Origin of the sequence: Paenibacillus sp. GCM10023250 (assembly GCF_042653205.1) — a bacterium.
Taxonomy (GTDB): Bacteria; Bacillota; Bacilli; order Paenibacillales; family Paenibacillaceae; genus Paenibacillus_Z.
This window is the reverse complement of the sequence record NZ_JBHSHY010000022.1, coordinates 20,746-41,092: the sequence shown is the minus strand read 5'-3', so window position 1 is coordinate 41,092 and position 20,347 is coordinate 20,746. Positions and strand designations below refer to the sequence as shown.

The 20,347-nt window shown below is 63.2% G+C and carries 18 protein-coding genes; 11 read left to right on the top strand and 7 right to left on the bottom strand.

Annotated features, from left to right (window positions below):
- The first annotated feature begins 2 nt into the window (after window positions 1-2).
- The 5 genes from ACFPB1_RS17255 (at window position 3) to ACFPB1_RS17235 (ending at window position 4,712) form a co-directional block, all read left to right on the top strand.
- Window positions 3-635, top strand: coding sequence for a YigZ family protein (locus tag ACFPB1_RS17255; RefSeq protein WP_379227348.1), 633 nt, complete (start codon window positions 3-5; stop codon window positions 633-635).
- 245 nt (window positions 636-880) lie between these two features.
- Window positions 881-1,684, top strand: coding sequence for a sulfate ABC transporter permease subunit CysT (cysT, locus tag ACFPB1_RS17250; protein ID WP_379227407.1), 804 nt, complete (start codon window positions 881-883; stop codon window positions 1,682-1,684).
- Complete coding sequence (locus ACFPB1_RS17245; protein WP_379227347.1) at window positions 1,681-2,478, top strand: sulfate ABC transporter permease subunit; 798 nt, start codon at window positions 1,681-1,683, stop codon at window positions 2,476-2,478. Before cysT ends, ACFPB1_RS17245 begins: the two co-directional genes overlap by 4 nt.
- A 3-nt stretch (window positions 2,479-2,481) precedes the next feature.
- Entirely contained in the window at window positions 2,482-3,546 is a 1,065-nt protein-coding gene (locus ACFPB1_RS17240; RefSeq protein WP_379227346.1) for a sulfate/molybdate ABC transporter ATP-binding protein, read from the top strand.
- 86 nt (window positions 3,547-3,632) lie between these two features.
- On the top strand, window positions 3,633-4,712 hold the full coding sequence (locus ACFPB1_RS17235; protein WP_379227345.1) for a sulfate ABC transporter substrate-binding protein: 1,080 nt from the start codon (window positions 3,633-3,635) through the stop codon (window positions 4,710-4,712).
- Between the two features lie 170 nt (window positions 4,713-4,882).
- Here the strand turns inward: ACFPB1_RS17235 and ACFPB1_RS17230 are convergent, their stop codons facing one another.
- Window positions 4,883-6,004 carry a stalk domain-containing protein gene (locus ACFPB1_RS17230; RefSeq protein WP_379227344.1) on the bottom strand — a complete coding sequence of 374 codons (1,122 nt, stop codon included), beginning with the start codon at window positions 6,002-6,004 and terminating at the stop codon, window positions 4,883-4,885.
- A gap of 195 nt (window positions 6,005-6,199) precedes the next feature.
- On the opposite strand from ACFPB1_RS17230, the gene ACFPB1_RS17225 reads away from it, so the two are divergent.
- The gene (locus ACFPB1_RS17225) at window positions 6,200-7,261 is read left to right on the top strand and encodes a YeiH family protein (RefSeq protein WP_379227343.1); all 1,062 of its coding nucleotides are present in this window, start codon (window positions 6,200-6,202) and stop codon (window positions 7,259-7,261) included.
- Window positions 7,262-7,332: 71 nt separating this feature from the next.
- Here the strand turns inward: ACFPB1_RS17225 and ACFPB1_RS17220 are convergent, their stop codons facing one another.
- Both ACFPB1_RS17220 and ACFPB1_RS17215 read right to left on the bottom strand, forming a co-directional pair.
- Entirely contained in the window at window positions 7,333-8,133 is an 801-nt protein-coding gene (locus tag ACFPB1_RS17220) for a Cof-type HAD-IIB family hydrolase (RefSeq protein WP_379227406.1), read from the bottom strand.
- 74 nt (window positions 8,134-8,207) lie between these two features.
- Entirely contained in the window at window positions 8,208-9,074 is an 867-nt protein-coding gene (locus tag ACFPB1_RS17215; RefSeq protein WP_379227342.1) for an AraC family transcriptional regulator, read from the bottom strand.
- Between the two features lie 139 nt (window positions 9,075-9,213).
- On the opposite strand from ACFPB1_RS17215, the gene ACFPB1_RS17210 reads away from it, so the two are divergent.
- From ACFPB1_RS17210 to ACFPB1_RS17200, 3 genes are all read left to right on the top strand, one after another.
- Window positions 9,214-10,152 carry an aldo/keto reductase gene (locus tag ACFPB1_RS17210; RefSeq protein ID WP_379227341.1) on the top strand — a complete coding sequence of 313 codons (939 nt, stop codon included), beginning with the start codon at window positions 9,214-9,216 and terminating at the stop codon, window positions 10,150-10,152.
- 221 nt (window positions 10,153-10,373) lie between these two features.
- Window positions 10,374-11,813 carry a S41 family peptidase gene (locus ACFPB1_RS17205; protein ID WP_379227340.1) on the top strand — a complete coding sequence of 480 codons (1,440 nt, stop codon included), beginning with the start codon at window positions 10,374-10,376 and terminating at the stop codon, window positions 11,811-11,813.
- A 91-nt stretch (window positions 11,814-11,904) separates the two neighbouring features.
- Complete coding sequence (locus tag ACFPB1_RS17200) at window positions 11,905-13,407, top strand: IMP dehydrogenase (protein ID WP_379227339.1); 1,503 nt, start codon at window positions 11,905-11,907, stop codon at window positions 13,405-13,407.
- Between the two features lie 224 nt (window positions 13,408-13,631).
- On the opposite strand, the gene ACFPB1_RS17195 is transcribed toward ACFPB1_RS17200, so the two are convergent.
- Window positions 13,632-14,270, bottom strand: coding sequence for a metalloregulator ArsR/SmtB family transcription factor (locus ACFPB1_RS17195; protein ID WP_379227405.1), 639 nt, complete (start codon window positions 14,268-14,270; stop codon window positions 13,632-13,634).
- Between the two features lie 334 nt (window positions 14,271-14,604).
- Here ACFPB1_RS17195 and ACFPB1_RS17190 point away from each other — a divergent pair, with 334 nt between their 5' ends.
- Window positions 14,605-15,306 (top strand): MBL fold metallo-hydrolase, encoded by a 702-nt coding sequence (locus ACFPB1_RS17190; RefSeq protein WP_379227338.1) that lies wholly within the window; start codon window positions 14,605-14,607, stop codon window positions 15,304-15,306.
- Here ACFPB1_RS17190 and ACFPB1_RS17185 read toward each other — a convergent pair.
- The 3 genes from ACFPB1_RS17185 to ACFPB1_RS17175 all read right to left on the bottom strand — a co-directional run bounded on the left by ACFPB1_RS17185 (window position 15,295) and on the right by ACFPB1_RS17175 (window position 19,159).
- The gene (locus tag ACFPB1_RS17185; RefSeq protein WP_379227337.1) at window positions 15,295-16,266 is read right to left on the bottom strand and encodes a helix-turn-helix transcriptional regulator; all 972 of its coding nucleotides are present in this window, start codon (window positions 16,264-16,266) and stop codon (window positions 15,295-15,297) included. The genes ACFPB1_RS17190 and ACFPB1_RS17185 overlap by 12 nt on opposite strands.
- Window positions 16,267-16,358: 92 nt before the next feature.
- A complete protein-coding gene (locus tag ACFPB1_RS17180; RefSeq protein ID WP_379227336.1) occupies window positions 16,359-17,441 on the bottom strand; it encodes an RluA family pseudouridine synthase in 1,083 nt (360 codons plus the stop codon).
- A gap of 884 nt (window positions 17,442-18,325) precedes the next feature.
- Window positions 18,326-19,159 carry a phytanoyl-CoA dioxygenase family protein gene (locus ACFPB1_RS17175; RefSeq protein WP_379227335.1) on the bottom strand — a complete coding sequence of 278 codons (834 nt, stop codon included), beginning with the start codon at window positions 19,157-19,159 and terminating at the stop codon, window positions 18,326-18,328.
- 186 nt (window positions 19,160-19,345) lie between these two features.
- Between ACFPB1_RS17175 and ACFPB1_RS17170 the strand changes: the two genes are divergently transcribed.
- Window positions 19,346-20,227 carry an AraC family transcriptional regulator gene (locus ACFPB1_RS17170; RefSeq protein WP_379227334.1) on the top strand — a complete coding sequence of 294 codons (882 nt, stop codon included), beginning with the start codon at window positions 19,346-19,348 and terminating at the stop codon, window positions 20,225-20,227.
- Window positions 20,228-20,347 lie beyond the last annotated feature (120 nt).

The following is a 20,347-nucleotide window of genomic DNA, read 5'->3' as shown; positions in this document are numbered from 1 at the left end:
ACATGTTGAACCGCTACCGGACGCTGCGGCAGCCGGGAAGCAAGGAGATCGTCATCAAGAAGTCGCGTTTCATCGGCCACGGCAGACCCGTCGCCTCGGAGGAAGAAGCGATCGCCTTCATCGAGGAGATCAAGAAGCTCCATTGGAACGCGACGCACAACTGCTCGGCCTACGTCGTTGGCGAACGCGACGAATGCCAGAAGCAGTCCGATGACGGCGAGCCGAGCGGCACGGCCGGCAAACCGATTCTTGAAGTGATCAAGCATCAAGGGCTCAAAAACGTCGCCGTCGTCGTAACCCGCTATTTCGGCGGCATCATGCTTGGCGCGGGCGGATTGATCCGCGCTTACACCGACGGCGCGGTCGCGGCGATCGAAGCGTCGGAGGCCATTACGCAAGTGCTGCACCGGGAGGTGGTCGTCGATGTCGACTACACCTGGTACGGCAAGCTCGAGAACGAATTCCACGCGCGCGGCGTGCGCGTCGACGGCACCGAGTTCACCGACCGCGTCGTCATCACGTGCCTGCCCGAGGCGCCGGGCGCGGAGGCGTTCGCGGCGTGGATCACGGACCTGACGCAGGGCCAGGCGGTCATCGCGATCGGCGAGGACCGTTATTATATCGAAGGCGAGTAGATTCGGGCGCACTGCCGTGTGCCCCGGCCCGAGAACGGGCGACCAGCTCCCCGGAGGTTCCGAATGGACCTCTGGGGAGCTTTTCGTTTTCGCCGGCTGCGCGAGATTTTCACTGTTCCAAGGATTGACTAGACATCCCGCGGTCTGCTAAAGTGTGAATACCAAGTATTTTAATGGGGATTATCTATACCGCACCGCGATTCCTCAAGGAAAGCGTCAGGGGGTTATTCAGCTTGAATTTCATAATGCGCGGCCGCTTGTGGAGCTTCGGGTTTCGCAGCACCATTATGCTTTATTTCATTCTGCTGATCGTCTTGCCGATCATCGGCATCTACACCCAGTCGTTCAAGCTGGGCTGGGCGCCGTTCTGGCAAAGCGTGACGGACCAGCTGGCATGGGAAGCCGTTCTTCTTACGATGAAGCTGTCCGTGTTCGCCGCGCTGATCAACGTCCTTCTGGGCACGATGATCGGCTGGGTGCTGATCCGGTACCGGTTCCCCGGGCGGAGCATTCTGAACAGCCTCGTGGATTTGCCGTTTGCGCTGCCGACCGCGGTCGGCGGCTTGATGATATTGCTGCTGCTCGGCCCCAACAGCATCGCCGGCGGCCTGGCCGGCAAGCTCGGTTTTGAAATCGTATTCCATGAGCCCGCGATCGTGATCGCGATGGTGTTCGTGACGTTTCCGTTCGTCATTCGCGGCGTGCAGCCGCTGCTCGAGGAATTGGACAAATCCGAGGAGGAAGCCTCCTATACCCTCGGAGCGTCCAGAACGCGGACGTTTCTGCAGGTGATCTTCCCGTCGATGCTGCCGGGCATCATCAGCGGCGCGATGCTGGCGTTCTCCCGGGCGCTGGCGGAATTCGGCGCCGTCGTGCTCGTGGCCGGCAACATTCCGGGCAAGACGCTGATCGCGTCGGTCTATATTTTCGGCGAAATCGAAAGCGATAACGCGCAGGGTGCCGCGGCCGTGTCCGTGCTGCTCCTGACGCTCTCGTTCCTCATCCTCGGCGCCGTCAACCTCGTTCAGGCGAGGAGGCACGCCAAATGAAAAAACTGTGGATTGCACTGACGTATCTCGTGTTCCTGATTCTGATCGTCGCGCCGCTGGGGAAGATTTTCATCGGCTCCTGGGGCGACGGCTGGAGCGGCTTCGCGGCGTCGCTCACGCGCGAGCAATCACTGCACGCGCTTATGATGACGGGCATACTCGTCGTGATCGTGACGCTGCTGAACACGCTGTTCGGCGTCATGCTCGCGCTGTACCTCGTCCGGGCGACCTGGCTGTCCCGCCGGATCAAGGGCCTCCTGAACAGCATCGTCGACCTGCCGTTCGCGGTCTCCCCCGTCATCGGCGGACTCATGATCGTCCTCGTGCTGGGACCGAGCTCGGCGCTCGGCGCGTTCTTCGAGGATATCGGCTTCAAAGTCGTGTACGCGCTTCCCGGCATGATCCTGGCGACGCTGTTCGTCACGTTCCCGCTGATGGTGCGCGAAGTCATGCCGGTGCTGCAGGAGATCGGCGCGCAGCAGGAAGAAGCCGCGTCGACGCTCGGCGCCTACTCGTGGTACACCTTCTGGAAGGTGACGTGGCCGTCGATCCGCTGGGGCGTCATCTACGGCGTGGTACTGACAGTCGCCCGGTCACTCGGGGAGTTCGGCGCGGTGCTCGTCGTGTCCGGCAATATTATGAACAAGACACAGACGGCGACAACGCTCGTCTACCAGGACGTGGAGAACTTCAACGTGACCGAGGCCAGCAGCGTCGCGCTGGTGCTCGCGGCGTTCTCCGTCGGCCTGCTGCTGCTCATGGAATGGGCGAAGAAGAGAAAGGAAGTGCATTGAACGATGCATATCGAGGTGCGCGGCTTAAATAAACAGTTCGGCGATTTCCACGCCGTACGGGATGTCAGTTTCGACATCGCCAAAGGCCAGCTGATCGGCCTGCTCGGCCCGAGCGGCGGCGGCAAGACGTCGATTCTCCGCATGCTCGCGGGGCTGGAATCCCCGTCGTCAGGCGACATCGTGTTCCACGGCAAGCGGGTCAACGACCTGCCGCCGCAGGAGCGGGGCATCGGCTTCGTCTTCCAGAACTATGCGCTGTTCAAGCACATGACCGTGTACGACAACGTCGCGTTCGGCCTGAAGGTGAAGAAGGAGAAGAAGGACGTCATCCGCGAGCGCGTCATGTCGCTGATCGAGCTGACGGGCCTGAAGGGCTTCGAGCACCGCTACCCGCATCAGCTCTCCGGCGGCCAGCGGCAGCGTGTTGCGTTCGCGCGGGCGCTCGCCCCGCAGCCGCAGCTGCTGCTGCTCGACGAGCCGTTCGCGGCCATCGACGCCAAGATCCGGACGGAGCTGCGCACGTGGCTGAAGGATATGATCGAGCGCCTCGGCATCACCTCGATCTTCGTGACGCACGACCAAGACGAGGCGATCGAGGTCGCCGACGAGATCATGATCATCAACAAAGGGCGGCTGGAACAGAAGGGCACGCCTTGGGATATCTACAAAAGCCCGCAAACGCAGTTCGTGGCCAGCTTCATCGGCGAATCGACGATCGTCGAGAACGTCCAGCGGCTGCGAGGTTTCGAGGAGGCGGCCAACTGGCCGTCGACGAAGGCGCTGATCCGGCCGGAGTATATCGAGATCGGCAAGCGGAGCGACTTCCGCATACCTTCGGCGACCGTGGACGGCATCGTGCGGCATTTGCATTTCCGCGGCAGCGAGTGGATGGTGGAGGTCGAGATCGGCGACATCAAGCTGATCACGTACCGTTCGCTCGAGAAGGACGTCCTGACACCGGGCGAGCCGGTGAGCGTCCTCATCCACCGCGCGTACCTGTTCAACGACGACGACACGTGGATCATGGAGAACAAGCTGAAGGAAGACCCGATGCCGATCTATATCTAGCCGCATCTAGGCATCCCGGCCGCGCGCGAAGCCGGCCGTCCTATCCTGGCGACTCGCTTGCCGAAACAGAAAGTGTTGTGTGCACAATGAAACCTACCCTACTCAAAGGATGGCGGATTGCGGGTACGGCGCTTCTCGCGCTGACGCTTCTCCTGACGGCGGCCTGCGGGAAGGACGGCGGCGCGGAGGGCGCAGCGGACGGCGGCGCGCAGACGGCGCCCGTGGGCGGCGCGACGCTCGTCATCGGCGCGTATTCCGTCGTGAAGGACTCGTTCGCGGAGCTGCTGCCCGCGTTCGCGAAGCAGTGGAAGGCCGAGACGGGGCAGACGGTGACATTCCAGGAATCGTACGAGGCCTCCGGTACGCAGGCCCGCGCCATCGCCGGCGGATTCGAAGCGGACGTGGCCGTGCTCGCGATGGAAAGCGACATCGACAAAATTCAAAAGGCCGGCTTCATCACGACCGACTGGCGCAAACAGTTCGGCGACGCCGGCATGATCACGCGATCGATCGCCGTTATGGGCACCCGCGAAGGAAACCCGAAGGGGATCAAGGACTGGGACGATCTGACCCGCAAAGGCGTCAAGGTGCTCTATCCGAACCCGAAGACGTCCGGGGGCGCGCAATGGGACATCAATGCGATGTACGGCGCGGGGCTGAAAGAAGCCGAGGCGAAGACGGGCAAGAAGGATCCGGCGTATGCCAAGGCGTTCCTGGAACGCATCCACCGGAACGTCGAGTCGCTCGACAAGAGCGGGCGCGCCTCCATGGCCGCGTTCGAATACGGCTTCGGCGACGTGATCGTCACCTACGAGAACGAATTGCTCGGCCGGAAGCGGCAGGGCGTTCCTTACGAGGAAGTCATTCCGTCCTCGACGATCCTGATCGAAAACCCCGCGGCGGTCGTCGACAAGAACGTCGACAAGCACGGGACGCGCAAGGTCGCGGAAGCGCTCGTCGCCTACCTGCACGGCCCGGACGCGCAGCGGATACTCGCCAAGTACGGCTTCCGCCCCGTGAACGCCTCCGTCATGGAGGAGGTCAAGGACAAGTTCGTCACGCCGCCGGGGCTGTTCGATATCTCGTACCTGGGCGGCTGGGCGGAAGTCCGCAATACGCTCTATTCGCCGAAAGGCGTCTGGTATCAAATCCTGGCGGGCATTTGACGCATGTCTCATTGAACCGAACAAGGCCCTGCCGCTTCGATGGAAGCGGCAGGGCCTTGTTCATGCTAGTTTCAAGCCGGTTAGATGCACGCACGCTAGCTCGCCGACGCGCGGGGCGACGACGACCTAGCGTGCGGCATGCGGCAGCGGCTAAAGGGAGGCTGCGCGCATTAGTTCGCCGGCGCGGACGTCAGGACGATGGCTTGCTTCGTGTACGCCAGGTCGGCGTGCAGCACCTTCGCGAAGAAATCCAGCGGTACGTAGAGCGTGCCGTTCTTCGTCGCCGGTGCGGCGCCAAGCGCGAAGGAGGCCATGTCTTTGAAGGCGTAACGGTTCAGGCCGGCCGATATTTTCGCCCAGTCGTTGCCTTTGGTTGCTTTGGTCTGGTGCGTGCGCGCGTCGTAGCTGATCGTGTAGCCGAGCGCGGAGGCGACCGTACGCAGCGGCGCCATGACGGTACCGCCCGGAGCCGCGTACAAGGCGGCTTTCACGTTTTGGCCGTTCGCCACGACCGGCAGCTTGACCGCGCCTGCGGGCACGGCGGCGCCATCCGGAATGACGACTGCGATTTCCGGCATGCCTGCGGCATACGGAGCGATCTCGTATTGCTGGAAGATGACGTACGCGACGCCGTTCTTGATATAGAACGCTTGATCATCGGCAATTGAGCGGAACTGATCGGCGAAGAAGTCGCCCGGCCGCGCCTTTATCTCTGCTTGCACCGCGCGGTTGACGATGCTCTTGTAGTTCGCGCCGAAGAGATCCTTCAGCTTGATCGGGGACGCCTTCGCCTCGTTGCGGACGTTGTACGTCTCCGCGAGGGTGACGCCGTGCGCACCGCCCGTGTACGTATACGTGAGGACGCGGAGCGAGAGGACGCCGTCCGCGGCTGCGCTGCCGTTCGAGATCAGCTCGGCTTTCACGGTGACGCCGTAAGGGCGGAGCTCGTCCGAACCGGCGCCTGCGGCCGCTTGCTTAGCGATCGCGTCGGCGGCCGCTTTCGCGCGCGCGGCGATGTTCGCGTTCAGTGCGTTTTGGTAGGCGGCGTCCTTCATGCCCTTCAGGACCGGAATCTCGAGATCGGTCTCGAGCTGGTTCGTCGAATTCTTGATGACGGTCGTCGTCATCTGTATGGCACCGTTCGCCTGCGCGACGACGGCCACTGGGGCGGCGGACGATTGGCCCGTCTCCGCGGCAAATGCGAACGGTGCGGCTGCCGAGAGAAGAAGCGCCGTGCCGAGGACGGTGGCGGTCATCGTTTTGACGGGGCGGTTGTGCGTGCGGTGGTTCATGGAAATCCCTCCTGTATAGGTCTGCTTATACTATAAACGCTTGACCCCGGGATGATCGTAACAAAACGGTAACGAACCCGATCGTTCGCCCGGCATAACAAATGCTGATCCGATTCATCATAAGGATTGATTTCTCTTATCGAAGAACGGCCGGTATAATGGGAACCATCCCGAACGTACGGAGGCGGTACAGACATGACGATCCCTTACTCGCTGAAACGGCCGCCCGGCGTTCCCCACGCCCTGCTCCGCGCCTGCCGGCTGCGGCTCGGCGGCCTTGCGTTCACGCTGCTGATCGCGTCGGCCGGCTGCGGCCTCGCGTTCCTGCCCGGATTTCGCTACGCCGGCCAAATGGCCTGCGCCATCCTGCTGGCGGTCGTCTACCGGCAGCTGCGGGGCTACCCCGCGCGGCAGAAGGCTGGCATCCAGTTCGCGAGCAAGCATCTGCTGCGGCTGGCCATCGTGCTCTACGGCCTCAAGCTGAACGTCGTCGCGGTCTACGAGGAAGGCCTCGGGCTGCTAGTCCGGGACGCGGCCGTCGTGCTGTTCGCGGTCGGCTGCACGATGCTGTTCGCAAGATGGCTGCGGGCGGATCCGCGGCTGTCGCTGCTGCTCGGCATCGGCACGGGCATCTGCGGCGCGGCGGCGATCGCGGCCGTCTCGCCGATTCTGCGCGCGAAGGAGGAGGACACGGCGATCGGCGCCGGCCTGATCGCGCTGGTCGGCACGGCGTTCGCCGTCGCGTATGCGCTGCTTCGCCCGCTGCTCGGGCTGACCGATGCGCAGTACGGCATCTGGTCCGGCGCGAGCCTGCACGAGATCGCGCATGCCGCGCTCGCCGCGTCGCCGGCAGGGCAGGACGCGCTGGCGCTGGCGCTGCTCGCCAAGCTCGGCCGCGTCTTCCTGCTCGTGCCGGTCTGCCTCGCGATCGTGTACGTGCAGCGGCGCCTGCGCCGCCGCGGCGGCGAGGCGCAGGGCGGAGAAGCGAAGACGCCGCTGCCGTTCCCGTGGTTCCTGCTCGGCTTCGCGGCCATGAGCCTGTTCGGCAGCAGCGCGTTCGGCCATCGTCTCCTGCAAGCGGCGCCTGGCGCCGTCGACGCCTTGACCGTCGCGACGACGTTCCTGCTCACGATGGCGATGATCGGACTCGGCTTGAACGTCGACCTGCGCAAGCTCGGGGGCGAGGTGCTGAAGGCGCTCGCGGCCATGGTCGCGGCGTCGCTGCTGCTGTCGGCGTGGACGTATTTCACGGTATAAGCCGCGGCGCGCAAGCGCAAAAAAGAGCCGCATGCCTCGTCCTTCGGACGGGAGGCAGCGGCTCTTCGCGTTTACACCGTTTGCAGAATGAATTTGTCAATGACGTGCTTGACGCCCTCTTCGTTGTTCGTCTTCGTGACGTACTGCGCGATTTCCTTCAGCTTCGGGAGGGCGTTGCCCATCGCGACGCCGAGGCCGGCGGCTTCGATCATCTCGTGATCGTTCCAGGAATCCCCGATGGCGATGACCTCGTCCAGCGTGCAGCCGATATGCTCGGCCATGAACGCGATCGCGTGGCCCTTCGTGCCTTCCTTGTTCGTCACTTCCAGGTAATGCGGCTTGGACTTCGTGATATGCACGCGGTTGCCGATGAGCGGGGCCAGCTGCTCCGCCACCTCGTCCAGACGGGCGGGCTCGTCGATCATGAGCATTTTTGCCGACGGTTTGGCCAGCAGCGACTCGAAGTCCGGCTCTACCACGAACGGGATGTTCGACAGCGCGGAATAGGCGCGGGCTTTATCATTGTCCTCCTGCACGTACAGGATATCGTCGATGTACAGCTGCAGATGAAGGCCGTTTGCTTTGCAAAAGGCGTACAGCTCGCGGGCCGCGTCCTCCGGCACGTAGCGTTCGTACAGCACCTGCTCGTCGAGCAGCGTCTTCACCATGGAGCCTTGGTACGTAATGATCGGCACGTTCAGCTCGATTTGCTTCGCGATCTTCTTCGCCGACGGGAACATCCGGCCCGTGGCCAGCGTCACGAAGACGCCGCGCTCGATCGCGGCGGCCAGCGCCGCCTTGGTGCCCGGCGTGACGACGATGTCGTCCGTCAGCAGCGTGTCGTCGATGTCGATGGCAATCAGTTTGTAAATCATGCTCTCCGCTCCTTCTCTCTATGGCTTGCATTGTCCTTGATTGTAGCGGAAATCGGGGGCGGGAACAAGCGTTATCTTCGTCCGGCGCGGCGTCCCGCGAACTGCTGCCGGTAGGCGGTCGGCGTCATGTTTTCGCTCTCCTGGAACCGCTTGTTGAAGTAGCCGGCCGTCTCGTAGCCGGACTGGCGGGCGACCTCGCCGATGCTCAGCTCCGGCCGTTCCACGAGCAGCGCTTTGGCCCGCTGGATGCGGCAGAGCGTGACGAATTGCAGCGGCGTCCGGCCGACGGCGCGGCGGAACCAGCGGCAAAAGGCGTAGCGGTTCGTCTCCGCCCGCCCGGCCCAGGCGTCGAGGTCGAACGGCTCGGCCGCGGCGGCCTGCAGCTCCGGCAGCAGGGCGAGGATGCGCCGCGCGGCGGCGGCCGGCGGACCGGCGGCGGGCGCGGACAACGGCTCGGCCTGCTCGATGAATTCCGCGAGCACGCCGTACAGCAGCATGGCGACACGGCTCGGGTGAAGCAGCTTGTGCCGTTCGATTTCGGCGAGCAGGTCGTCGAACCGGGCCTCCAGCTCCGCCGCCGTGCGCGGCCGCCACGGCACGGCGCGGCGGAAGCCGCGCGCCTTCAAGTCCGCCTCGATCCCGCTGCCATAGAAGTGAATCCACTTGATCGCCCACGGATGGTCGGGATGGGCGTAATAGACCTGCGGGTCGCCGGGGAAATAGAGAAAGCAGTCGCCCGCCCGCAGCTCCCGGCGCCGGCCGTCCTGCTCGACGAAGCCGCTGCCGGCGGTCACGAGATGCAGGTTGAACGCCTGCATCGTGCCGGCCTCGCGCCGGACCTCGTGTTCGGGGTCGGGCTGATAATGGCCGGCCGACTCCGGGAAGCAATAGAACCGGCCGGGCGGCTGCAGCGGCAGGGTAAGATGGTTGCGGAACACGTCGTCGCCTCCCGTTCATGTCGATGTAAACGTCAATATCGTGGTAACGCAAGCAATATATTTCGATATGGCGCGGCGGAATCCTTTACTATAATAAGCAATATAGCTCAATCTATAGGTGCAAAGGAGAACGAATCGCATGAAACGAATCGAGATCGCGGGCATTCCGCAAGGCGTCACGCAGCTGATCCAGGGCTCCATGATGCTGAAGACCGAAGACATGGACTACTCGGGCGGGCTGCTCGACGCGTACGCCGCCGCCGGCGGCAACGCGATCGACACTGGCCACATCTACGGCGTCAGCTCGGCGCAGGCCATCGGCAAATGGATGGAAGCGCGGGGCAACCGCGCCGACATCGTCGTGATCGGCAAGGGCGCGCATCCGTACGAGCAGTCGCGCATGACGAAGACATGCATTCAGAACGACCTGATCGAATCGCTGGAACGGTTAGGCACGGATTACATGGATCTGTATCTGCTGCACCGCGACGATCCCAACGTCCACGTGGGCTACATCCTCGAAGGTCTGAACGATCAGCTGGCAGCCGGCCGCTGCCGGGCGATCGGCGCGTCCAACTGGAGCGTCGCGCGTATCCGCGAGGCCAACGCCTATGCGGAGAAGCACGGCATGACGGGCTTCAGCTGCAGCAGCCCGAACCTCGGCCTCGCCCGTCCGATCGAGCCGCGCTGGGCCGGCTGCGTGTCGACGACGGCCGAAGACGAAGCATGGCACGAGCAGTCCCGCCTGCCGATCCTGTCCTGGTCGTCGCAGTCCGGCGGCTTCTTCACGGACCGGTGCGCCCCGGACAAGCGCGGCGACGCCGACATGGTCCGCGTCTACTACAGCGACGAGAACTGGGAGCGGAAGCGCCGTGCCGGCGTCCTTGGCGAGAAGTACGGCGTTACCGCGAACCAGATCGCGCTCGCGTACGTGCTGAACCAGCCGTTCCCGGTCGCGGCGATCATCGGGCCGCAGTCGCCGGCGGAGCTGAAGGACAGCGTCGACGCGCTGCCGATCGCGCTGAGCGCCGAAGAGCGCGCTTGGCTCGCGCTCGCGACGGAGACCGTGCCGCTGTAAATCCGCATTCGCGGCCCGCGCCGCCTCCCGCGTCGCGCGGCGCCGGGCAGCTTCTTCACATCGCAACGAAGACCCTTTTCGAGCACGCGAGAACGACGGCCGCGCCGTCCTTCCGCAAGTCTCGGGAGGGGTCTTTTTCGCTGGGGATCGCGCGAACTTGCGGCGGCTCTCCGAATGCGATAGAGTGAGGAAACAGGTTCAATTGCGGAAGAGGTGTGGGGATGAATAGGTTCGGTGAGAAGGCCGCGAAGCAGCGGCGCGTGACGCTCGTCGCGATCATGGCGATATTGCTGTTGGGCGGCTTCGTCGTCGGCCGGCTGAGCATGCTGGTGCAGTATCCGATCATCAAGGATCAGGCGTTCGGCAATTTATCGTACGCGTACAAGGAAATCATGAACGATTATTTGGACGGGGCGAAGTCCAAGGCGCTCGTCGACGGCGCGGCGGAAGGGATGGTCGGCTCGCTGCAGGATCCATATTCCGTGTACCTGTCGGAGGACAAGGGCGAGGCGTACATGCAGTCGTACGAGGACCATTTCGTCGGGATCGGCGTGGAGATCCGGCAGGAGGACGGCGCGTTCATCATCGACAATATCATTAAAGGAGCGCCCTCCGAGAAATCGGGGCTTCAGAAGGAAGACGCCATCGAGACGGTTGACGGCAAGAGCGTGAAGGGCTTGACCTTCGACGAGCTGAAGAGCAAGCTGCAGGGCAAGACGGGCTCGACGGTCAAGCTGGAGGTGCAGCGGCCCGGCCGCAGCGGCATGGTGACCGTCTCGGTGAAGCGCGGCGACGTGCCGGTGCTGACGGTCTCCTCGGCGATGAAGGCGGACGGCATCGGCGAGATCACGATCAGCCGGTTCGCGGAGAAGACGGCGAAGGAATTCGACGCGGCGGTCCAGAGCCTGCAGAAGCAGGGCATGAAGGCGCTGCTGCTGGATCTGCGAGGCAATCCTGGCGGGCTGCTCAACCCGACGATCGAGATCGCGAACCGGTTCGTGCCGAAAGGGAAGACGATCGTGCAGGTCGTGTACAAGGATGAGAAGCAGGTGCTCACGCACACGTCGAGCCAGAAGGAGCCGTGGACGCTGCCGATCGCGATTCTCGTGGACGGGCATACGGCCAGCTCCGCCGAGGTGCTGACCGCGGCGCTCAAGGATACGGCAGGCGCGCAGGTCGTCGGCGAGAAGACGTTCGGCAAGGGCATCGTGCAGAACTTCAACCAGCTGAAGGACGGTTCCGTGCTGAAGCTGACCGAAGCGCAGTGGCGGACGCCGAACGGGCAGTGGATCCACAAGAAAGGCATCGAGCCGAACGTGGCGGTCGCGCCGCCGGATTACGCGCTGCTGCCGCGCCTTGACCCGGGCCTGAAGCTGAGGGCCGGGGATTACGGCGACAAGGTCGTCACCGTGCAGAAGATGCTGCAGGCGATCGGCTACGGCACCGGGACGGGGTCGGGCATCTTCGACGAGGCGACGGAATCGGCCGTGCGCGCCTTCCAGCAGAAGGAGTCGCTGCCGGTGACCGGCGAGATGAACGACCGGACGGCCTACCGGATTTTGGATCGGCTGACGGCCAAATTCCAGACCGAGGATCCGCAGCGAAACAAAGCGATCGAGCTGCTGAAGGCGGCGGAAGCGGCCGCCTCGTCCGGCAAATAGGTTTAACAGAACTTCCATTGCTTGTTCGCGGGTGCTGTGATATGCTTGTAAAAATTTATTCGGAATCCATCATTCCAGGAGGCGCATTGTTTTGGCTTATTATTACATGGAACCGTCCCGCACCTTCAGCGAATTTCTGCTGGTGCCGAATCTGACGACGAAGGCGTGCAACCCGGCGAACGTGTCGCTCAAGACCCCGCTCGTCAAATTCAAGAAAGGCGAGCAGCCGGCGTATTCGCTCAACATTCCGTTCTCGTCGGCGGTCATGCAGGCCGTCTCGGACGACCGCATGGCTGTGGCGCTGGCGCGCAGCGGCGGCATCTCGTTCATCTTCGGATCGCAATCCGTCGAGAGTCAGGCGGAGATGGTCCGCAGGGCGAAGAGCTACAAGGCCGGCTTCGTCGTCAGCCGCTCCAACCTGACGCCGGACCATACGCTGAAGGACGTGCTGGAGCTGAAGGAGCGGACGGGCCATTCCACCGTGGCGATCACGCACGACGGTTCCCCGAACGGCAAGCTGCTCGGCATCGTGACGGGCCGCGATTACCGGGTCAGCCGGGATCCGCAGTCCAAGTCCGTCGCCGACTTCATGACGCCGTTCGAGAAGCTGGTATACGGCAAATCCGGCATGACGCTGTCGGAAGCGAATGATCTGATCTGGGACCATAAGCTGAACTGCCTGCCGGTCGTGAATGATGAAGGCAACTTGGAGTACCTGGTCTTCCGCAAGGACTATGACGAGCATAAAGTGAACCCGATGGAGCTGCTCGACGCCAACAAGAGCTACATCGTGGGCGCGGGCATCAACACGAAGGATTACCAGGACCGCGTGCCGGCGCTCGTGGCGGCGGGCGTGGACGTGCTGGTCATCGACTCCTCGGACGGCTATTCCGAATGGCAGAAGGACACGATCGAGTTCGTCAAGGCGAACTTCCCGGACGTCAAGATCGGCGCCGGCAACGTCGTCGACAAGGAAGGCTTCCAATACTTGGTCGACGCCGGCGCGGACTTCGTGAAGATCGGCATCGGCGGCGGTTCCATCTGCATCACGCGCGAACAGAAGGGCATCGGCCGCGGACAAGCTTCCGCGCTGATCGAGGTCTCCGCGGCGCGCGACGCGTATTACGAGCAAACCGGAGTGTATGTGCCGATCTGCTCCGACGGCGGCATCGTGCACGACTATCACATCACGCTGGCGCTCGCGATGGGCGCGGACTTCGTCATGATGGGGCGCTACTTCGCGCGGTTCGACGAGAGCCCGACGCGCAAGCTCAAGGTCGGCAACAACTTCGTGAAGGAATTCTGGGGCGAGGGCTCGAACCGCGCCCGCAACTGGGAGCGGTACGACACCGGCGGCAAGGCGGGGCTCATGTTCGAGGAGGGCGTCGACTCCTACGTGCCGTACGCGGGCAGTTTGCAGGAGAATTTGGGCAAGACGCTGCACAAGATCAAATCGACGATGTGCAACTGTGGCTCCATTTCCATTCCGGAGCTCCAGCGCAACGCGCGGATCACGCTCGTTTCCGCGACCAGCATTGTCGAGGGCGGCGCGCACGACGTCATACTGAAGGAAAACAACATCGCCGGCGAGTAAGGCCGGATCGAAAATATCAATCGAAGCTATTAATTGAAGCAATCGAAGCAAGAAGGCTGCACGGACCCGATCGGGTTCGCGCAGCCTTCTGTTTTTTGGCGCGTGCGACGTTTACCCGCAGTCGCGGTCAGGGGGCGTCGCGGACCTTTGCCTTGCCGTGTACGTTGTCATTGTCTAGCCGAGCGCCAATCCGTTCGCCTTGCCGGTTGCGCTCCCGCGCGCGATCACGCCAGCGTCTCCCAGCGCTCCCACATCTCGCGCGGATTGCGTTCGTACACTTCCCGCTCCCGGTACAGGTACGCGTGCATGATGAATTCCCGCCGGATCGTGGCGAAGTCGGGATGGTAGTCTTGGATGAAGGCGTTCAATTCCTTCTCCGTGTAGCTGCGGCCTTCCTGCAGCCGTTCCGCCAGATGCTCCAGCACGATGCGTTTCTTCTTCAGCTGGGCGGGAATATGCTTCAGCCTGCCTTCCGCGGTAAAGAAATTGCGCAGCACGGACTGCTTCAGTTTCTCGTTCCTCTCGTCCTTCTCGTTCTTCTCGTTCTTCTCGTCCATCGGTTCCGCCTCCTTCCTCGTATCGGCCTCCGCCGGTTTGGCCAGCATGGCCTGCAGCGCCCCCTCGTACTGCTTCACGAAATACCGGTCCAGCGAGAAATAGATCGCGTTCTTGTCGCGGCGCTCGCGAATCAGGCTCACGGCCCGAAGCTTCCCGGCGTGATGCGTGATCGTGGCGGGGGAGAGGTACAGCTTCTCGGCCAGCTCCTGGCCGGTCAGCTCGCCTTCCGCCAGCAGGATCAGCATGCGGACGCGGGTCGGATCGGCCAGCGCTTTGTGATAATTGACGATTTTGTCGAGCTGCATCATAGCGGTCGCCGCCTTTCGGTGGTATGGCATTTCTCAAATTCGTCACTCATTAAATTTGTCATTTATCAAATTTAACGAATATCTAATTAGATATTAATCTAATCTGATTGACGGAGTCAAGCGGCTCAAGCCTAAATGTTCGCTAAAGCTCGGACCTAAGCATCCTGGGCCGATCCGCGAAAGCGCGGCGAGCGGGACGGGAACCGCGGTCATGAAGAAGCGAGCAATAAATGGAGCATTGACAGCCGGTGGAATATGTTTTATATTATAACCAACGGTTAGTAACCACTGGTTATAACAAGGCAATCCTAATGAGAGGCTGGGGATACGGATGAAAGTCGAACGGATTTCGGAGCATGTTTGGAGTTTGAGCACGTGGGTCATTATTCCGATTCATGTCTGGGCGGTCGTGGAGAAGGACGGCATTACGCTGGTGGACGCGGGGATCTCGACGATGACGAAGGGGATTGCGGCATTTGCCGAGAAACGGCTCGGGCTGCCGCTGCGGCGCATCGTGCTGACGCACGGCCATGCGGACCACATAGGGGCGGTCAAGAAGCTGGTCGAACGCTACCCGGACGTGGCCGTCTATGCGCACGAGATCGAAATTCCGTACATGGAAGGGCGGCTGCCTTACCCGCGGCGCAAAAAGCCGCAGCAGTTCGTCGCTCCGGGGCTGGCGAAGCCGCTGCCCATGGAAGCGGACGGCACGGTTGCCCGCGTGGGCGGGTTGTCGGCGCATTTGACGCCGGGCCACTCTCCGGGCCACGTCGTTTACTTCCACGAGGCGGACGGCGTTCTGCTCGCGGGCGATCTCTTCACGTCGAAGGGCGGACGGCTCCGCAAGCCGATGCCGATGTTCACGGCGGACATGGCGGAAGCGGTCCGCAGCAGCGAGATCGTGCGCAAGCTTCTCCCGTCGCGGCTCGAGGTGTGCCATGGCGGCTCCGTCCCGAATCCGGCGGATCAGCTGGATGCGTACCAGCGGAGCCTGGGCTTCGCGGCCGGAGGCGGCGTTTCACTACAGCATTGAGGTGTAATGCTCGTGCAGCTCCAGGGCGAGGCTCGCCATGCGCGCCTTCAGCTCGGGCGGACCGAGAACGGTCAGCCTGGCGCCGAAGCCGAGCAGGTAGTAGGGGACGTAGGTGAGCACGGCGTTCTCTTCCAGCAGAAAATGCGCCCGGTCCTTCGTGCGCTCGACGAGCGAATCGCCGAACGGCCCCATTTCGCAAAGCGAATTGAGCGTCTCCGGCTTGCCCTCCACGACGACCGCAATCAGCTTCTCGCCGTCGGCGCTGCTCCACGGCTTCAGGAATTGCAGCAGGTAGCTGCGGGCGGAGAAGTCCGTGGGCCGCTCGAAGCGCGCGTCGGTCGGCTCAGCCGAGACGATGCGGTCGACGCGGAAGCTGCGGATCTCCTCCCTCAGATGGCAATGGGCGACGACGTACCATTTGCTCTTCCAATGCACGAGGCCGTATGGGTCGATGTGCCGCCGCTGCGGTTCGAGCCCGACGCCCTTGTGATGCTCGATCAGCATCGTGCCGTTCCCGGCGACGGCCGCTTCGAGCAGCCGCAGCACCGGGGCCATGCCTTCGTCCGGGCCGGAGCTGATGACGTCGAAGCCGACGAGGTGGCGGTCGATCGCGGTCCGCTGCTCCTCGTTCGTATACCGCTTCAGCTTCGTCAGTGCCTGCCGAAGGACGTCGCCGTACGGGTAGCCGGCTTCTTGGGCGAAGACGGCCGCCTGCAGCAGCGCCTTTTGCTCCTCGAGATCGAAGAAGAGCGGCGACTCCTTGAACTGCGGCAGGAGGCTGTAGCCCCCGTTGTGGCCGGAGTCCGCCACGATCGGCACGCCGCTCGCGCACAACGCGTCGATGTAGCGGTACACCGTGCGAACATGCATTTCCAGCGCATCGGCCAGCTGTTTGGCCGTCATGCGCTTGTTTGCTTTGAGCAGCCAGAGGATCGCGAGCATGTTGTCGGCTTTGGACACTGGGCGCACCTCCTTGGAAAAAATGGAAATCGGCGGGCCGAAGCCATTCGAAATTCGGACGCGGACACGATCGAGCCGGCGGGAGCGTCCGCTTAATGCGGGCCGGCGTTTTCTTTGAACGGCTGCAGGAACGCTTTCGGAATCGGCGTCTCGAACCGCAGCGTCTCGCCGGTCCGGGGATGCTTGAACGCCAGCACCCGGGCGTGCAGGCCGAGCCGGCCGATCGCTTTCGATCGGGCGCCGTATTTCTTGTCGCCGACGATCGGATGGCCGATATCCTCCATGTGCACGCGGATCTGGTTTTTGCGCCCGGTTTCGAGCGACAATTCGAGCAGGGAAAACTGCGACCCGCTCTGCAGCACCTTGAAGTGCGTGACCGCGCGCTGCGCGCCCTCCGGATTGTTCGTCGAGTACATCTTGAGCGTCTTGGTCTCCTTCAAGTACGAGGTAATCGTGCCCTCCGGCTTTTTGACCTTCCCTTCGACGAGCGCGACGTATGTGCGCTCCTCCACGTCGTCCTGCCAAGCGTGCTGCAGCTGCTGCTGCACGTGCTCGCTCTTCGCGAACATCATGACCCCGGACGTGTCGCGGTCGAGCCGGTGCAGCACGAAAATCCGGCTGTTCGGATCGGCCGCGCGCACATGCGCGGTCAGCTGCCGGTACGCGGTCAGCTCGTTCTCCTGCCCGGTGGAGACGGAGAGCAGGCCCGCGTCCTTGACGACGACGATGACGTCGTCGTCCTCGTGCAGAATCGCGAGGCCGATCAGCGGCGGCTTCTCGGAGATGCGTTCTTTGGAGATGGTAACGGTCTGGCCGGGCCGCAGGGCATGGTTGTACAGTTTGACCGGCGTGCCGTCGACGGCGATCTGGCCGCGGCTCAGCATCGATTTGAGGGCGTTGCGGCCTTCGCCCGCGACATGTTGAAGCAGGAAAGCGAGCAGCTCCGACGGCTCGTTCACCTGGTACGCGCGGACCGGAGGCTTAACCGGGCCGCGCAGCTGCGCCGCGGGGTTGGCGGCTTTGCCGCGCTGCGCCGCGGATTTGCCGGCCGGCTGCGGCCGGCCTGCGGGCTTGCCGTGCGCGCGGGGTGAGGCGCCGCGCGGGGCGGATTTGCCCCGAGCTGCCGGGTGGCCGGCTTTTTTGGCGGCGGGGGTATGCGATACGTTCTTATCCATGGGGTACATGCGCTCCTATACGTGCAATCTGATTTCTACTATACCGAAAGCGGCGGAGGCTTACAAACGGAATGCGGCCAGGCCGCTGACCTGGGGAGGGAGCTGGGAGGCGGCGAGGCGTCTGTGGAGGACGGGCGGGAGTTGGCGGGCGAGCAGTGACGTGGAAGCGGCGGCGCCCCTGTGGAGGAGCAGCGGGCGGGGCGGGGATGGTGATCGAACCGAATGGAGCACCTGGACGTTGGAACGGAAGCGGAGCCTGGGCGTCACCCTGCAATTCGCGGCCACCAGAGCCGCTATATTGACAAAACAAGGAATCTGGCGAAATAAGCGGCCACAGATGCAGCTATTCACCACTAAGGCGTGGATTCTGCCGTGAAAATAGGCCAATAACGTCATCTGTGTCCGCCAAATCCGTGATAATCGCGAAAGTTCACAAATAACGGAAATGCTGGCCGCCAACGCGCCGGAGCTTCGGTCTCGGCGATAGCATGGCGCTATGAATAGTTGCGGCACCACCGCCTGCGCCTCACTCGCGCCGCATCGCGCGTACTCGTGCCGCATCGCGCGTACTCACGCCGCATCCGCGCGTACTCCCGCCGCATCCGCAGCGCATTCGTGTTGTACCCCCGCCATACCCCCGAATCGCACCGCACCGTTCCCGACGCCAAGACTGGCGCCTCTCTACGCGCATGCCGCTCTGCTGCTTCGGCTCAGTTCAGCGCGCACGCTTCGTCGCTCGCCCGCGCTGTACCGGCGCGCGCCGAACCCCGCCTTTGCCGCTGTCGCGACTGGCTGTTCACGCCGCGCCCACGCTGGCACGGCCCGCTCGCAAAAAGCCCCCGTCCCTCCGGGGAACGGGGGACGGAGGCTTGGCGCCGTAACGCTCAGAGGCGGACGCGCTGCTTGTTGTACACTTCCGGGAAGTGGTCGCCGGCGAGCAGTTCGCCCGGCTGGACGTTGACGTACGACAGCATGGCGTGCTCGCCGACCGGCTCGTAGCGCGTATGGCCCGGCATGTAGTGTACGGCGATCGCGCGCCGCTTCATGTCGGAGCGGTTATGCGGGCTGCCGTGCCATGTGAGGCAGTGATGGTAGCCGACTTGGCCCTTCTTGATCTCGAACGGCACGGCTTCGACGCCCGCGTGGTTCGGCAGCATCTCCGGGCGCTTGTGATACGGCTTGAAATCCGGCGTGCTGGAGAGGTAGCGCTGGTGGTTGCCCCATTTGTGGCTGCCCGGCACCATCCACATACAGCCGTTCTCGATGACGGCGTCGTCCAGCGCGACCCAGGCGCTGACGAGATCGGCCGGCTGGATGATCGGCCACAGCGGGTGATCCTGGTGCCAGGCCGTCGGCCCGCCCGTCACCGGCGGCTTGTATTGGATCTGGTCGTGCCAGATGCGCAGCGAATCCGTATGGCAGAGCTGGGCGACCTCTTCGCAAATTTGGGCGTTTCCGGCATGCTGCAGGTACAGGTCGCTCGCCATCCAAACGTTGACGATTTGCACGACCTTCTCGCTCGCGATCATCTTCATGTTGTCGTATGGGGAATCCGATTCCAGCATGTTGCGGTTCAGCACCGGCTTCTTGACCGTCTCGCCGTTCATGACCTTGTCGAGCTCCTCGCGCAGCGCTTCGACCTCGGTGTCGCTCAAGACGACGTCGCCCTTCAAAAATCCGTTGTTTTCAAATTCGTTCAATTGTGCTTGACTTAACATAGCGCGTTTCCTCCCTGACTCTCGTTTTCGATGGCGTTGCCTTCCGATGAACTAAGCATACGCCATCTTGAAAGCGGTGTATTTGCACGGACGAAACAGGGCTTTGCACTTTTCTAAGATCCTCGCCGCATCCATGAAGCGCCGGCCCCGCCGGCCCGCGCAACTACCGAAAGGAGCCGTGCCGCCATGACGAAGCGCGAAGACGCGATCCGCCTCGGGGCGCTCGACGAGCTGCAGCCGACGGTCAATTTCGCCAGCCATGCCTTTACCGAAGCCGGGACCATCTTCGGCCCGCGGATCATCCCGGACTATCAGCTCTTCTATCTGGTGTCCGGCCGGGCGAAGCTCGTCGTCGGCGGCGAGGTCCGCATGCTGCGGCCAGGCGAATTCGCGCTCTACGGGCCGGACTGCCCGCACGCCATCTTCATTCTGGAGGACACCGTCTTCATCGGCATCCACTTCCATGTCCGCCATGCGTCGCCCGCGCCGGTGCATCCCGCGTTCTCGATCGTCATGACGGACGAGGCGGAGCTGGCGGCGAGCCGGCGCGGCCGGTACCTGCTGGCGCTGGGCGGCGGGGAGGAGCTGGAGCTGCCGCCGTTCCAAACGGTGCCCGGGCTCGAGCCGACCTTGATGCGGATCGTGAAAGAATATATGAACGAACAGCCCGGCTATGGGATGCTGCTGCGGGCGCTCATGACGGAGCTGCTGCTGCTCGTCGTCCGCCACCGGCTGGCCGCGCGCCCGCAATCGGCGGAGCGCGGCAAAATCGAACCCGCGCTGCAGGCGATCCACCGGGAACCGGAGAAGCATTGGACCGTGGCCGAGCTGGCGGCGCTGTGCGGCTACCACGCGATCTATTTCTCGTCGCTGTTCCGGAAATGCACGGGCGAGAACCCGAAGCAGTACCTGATCTCGCAGCGCATCCGGCAGGCCAAGTTCTACCTGCTGAGCGGCGAGAAAATGGAGGCCATCGCCGAGCGGCTCGGCTACGCCAGCGTGCATTATTTCTCCCGCAACTTCAAGGAGGAGACCGGCTTGACGCCGACGGAATTCAAGCAGCAATAGCCGCGGACGCGGCAGTCTGCACGGCCTGGATATACCTGCTACTATTTGCGGATTCTTCTTAATAGATTCATCCTAATTTCATAGACAAAGTAGGGCCGCGGTGCTACCATGAAATCACGC

What these genes read in the sequence shown, in the direction of transcription:
- ACFPB1_RS17255 (WP_379227348.1), top strand. Translation starts at nt 3, where the DNA reads ATGTTGAACCGCTACCGGACGCTGCGGCAGCCGGGAAGCAAGGAGATC.
- cysT (WP_379227407.1), top strand. Translation starts at nt 881, where the DNA reads ATGCGCGGCCGCTTGTGGAGCTTCGGGTTTCGCAGCACCATTATGCTT.
- ACFPB1_RS17245 (WP_379227347.1), top strand. Translation starts at nt 1,681, where the DNA reads ATGAAAAAACTGTGGATTGCACTGACGTATCTCGTGTTCCTGATTCTG.
- ACFPB1_RS17240 (WP_379227346.1), top strand. Translation starts at nt 2,482, where the DNA reads ATGCATATCGAGGTGCGCGGCTTAAATAAACAGTTCGGCGATTTCCAC.
- ACFPB1_RS17235 (WP_379227345.1), top strand. Translation starts at nt 3,633, where the DNA reads ATGAAACCTACCCTACTCAAAGGATGGCGGATTGCGGGTACGGCGCTT.
- ACFPB1_RS17230 (WP_379227344.1), bottom strand. Translation starts at nt 6,004, where the DNA reads ATGAACCACCGCACGCACAACCGCCCCGTCAAAACGATGACCGCCACC.
- ACFPB1_RS17225 (WP_379227343.1), top strand. Translation starts at nt 6,200, where the DNA reads ATGACGATCCCTTACTCGCTGAAACGGCCGCCCGGCGTTCCCCACGCC.
- ACFPB1_RS17210 (WP_379227341.1), top strand. Translation starts at nt 9,214, where the DNA reads ATGAAACGAATCGAGATCGCGGGCATTCCGCAAGGCGTCACGCAGCTG.
- ACFPB1_RS17205 (WP_379227340.1), top strand. Translation starts at nt 10,374, where the DNA reads ATGAATAGGTTCGGTGAGAAGGCCGCGAAGCAGCGGCGCGTGACGCTC.
- ACFPB1_RS17195 (WP_379227405.1), bottom strand. Translation starts at nt 14,270, where the DNA reads ATGCAGCTCGACAAAATCGTCAATTATCACAAAGCGCTGGCCGATCCG.
- ACFPB1_RS17190 (WP_379227338.1), top strand. Translation starts at nt 14,605, where the DNA reads ATGAAAGTCGAACGGATTTCGGAGCATGTTTGGAGTTTGAGCACGTGG.
- ACFPB1_RS17180 (WP_379227336.1), bottom strand. Translation starts at nt 17,441, where the DNA reads ATGGATAAGAACGTATCGCATACCCCCGCCGCCAAAAAAGCCGGCCAC.
- ACFPB1_RS17175 (WP_379227335.1), bottom strand. Translation starts at nt 19,159, where the DNA reads ATGTTAAGTCAAGCACAATTGAACGAATTTGAAAACAACGGATTTTTG.
- ACFPB1_RS17170 (WP_379227334.1), top strand. Translation starts at nt 19,346, where the DNA reads ATGACGAAGCGCGAAGACGCGATCCGCCTCGGGGCGCTCGACGAGCTG.